At 51.6% G+C, this 639-nt stretch carries 6 tRNA genes and 1 rRNA gene; all 7 read left to right on the top strand.

Features of this window, described 5'->3' with window-relative positions:
- Positions 1-6 precede the first annotated feature (6 nt).
- The 7 genes from rrf (at position 7) to NXS11_RS10905 (ending at position 638) form a co-directional block, all read left to right on the top strand.
- Positions 7-121, top strand: a 5S ribosomal RNA gene (gene rrf / locus NXS11_RS10875).
- Between the two features lie 10 nt (positions 122-131).
- A tRNA-Val gene (locus NXS11_RS10880) sits at positions 132-207 on the top strand.
- A 4-nt stretch (positions 208-211) separates the two neighbouring features.
- Positions 212-287 (top strand) — tRNA-Thr (locus tag NXS11_RS10885).
- Between the two features lie 7 nt (positions 288-294).
- A tRNA-Lys gene (locus NXS11_RS10890) sits at positions 295-370 on the top strand.
- Positions 371-377: 7 nt separating this feature from the next.
- Positions 378-459: transfer RNA gene (locus NXS11_RS10895), tRNA-Leu, on the top strand.
- Between the two features lie 8 nt (positions 460-467).
- Positions 468-542 (top strand) — tRNA-Gly (locus NXS11_RS10900).
- A 7-nt stretch (positions 543-549) separates the two neighbouring features.
- A tRNA-Leu gene (locus NXS11_RS10905) sits at positions 550-638 on the top strand.
- Position 639 lies beyond the last annotated feature (1 nt).

The following is a 639-nucleotide window of genomic DNA, read 5'->3' on the forward strand; positions in this document are numbered from 1 at the left end:
ACTTTATCTGGTGCCTATGGCAAAGAGGTCACACCTGTTCCCATGCCGAACACAGAAGTTAAGCTCTTTAGCGCCGATGGTAGTCGGACTTACGTTCCGCAAGAGTAGGACGGTGCCAGGTAATTTATTTTGGAGAATTAGCTCAGCTGGGAGAGCATCTGCCTTACAAGCAGAGGGTCGGCGGTTCGAACCCGTCATTCTCCACCATTTAGCCGGCCTAGCTCAATTGGTAGAGCAACTGACTTGTAATCAGTAGGTTGGGGGTTCAAGTCCTCTGGCCGGCACCATTATCAAGAGCCATTAGCTCAGTTGGTAGAGCATCTGACTTTTAATCAGAGGGTCAGAGGTTCGAATCCTCTATGGCTCACCATTTATAAGCGGGTGTGGCGGAATTGGCAGACGCACTAGACTTAGGATCTAGCGCCTTACGGCGTGGGGGTTCGACTCCCTTCACCCGCATTATATAAGCAGAAGTAGTTCAGCGGTAGAATACAACCTTGCCAAGGTTGGGGTCGCGGGTTCGAATCCCGTCTTCTGCTCCATTATTTTGCCGGGGTGGCGGAACTGGCAGACGCACAGGACTTAAAATCCTGCGGTAAGTGATTACCGTACCGGTTCGATTCCGGTCCTCGGCACCAT

The organism is Staphylococcus americanisciuri (assembly GCF_024814435.1).
GTDB lineage: Bacteria > Bacillota > Bacilli > Staphylococcales > Staphylococcaceae > Staphylococcus > Staphylococcus americanisciuri.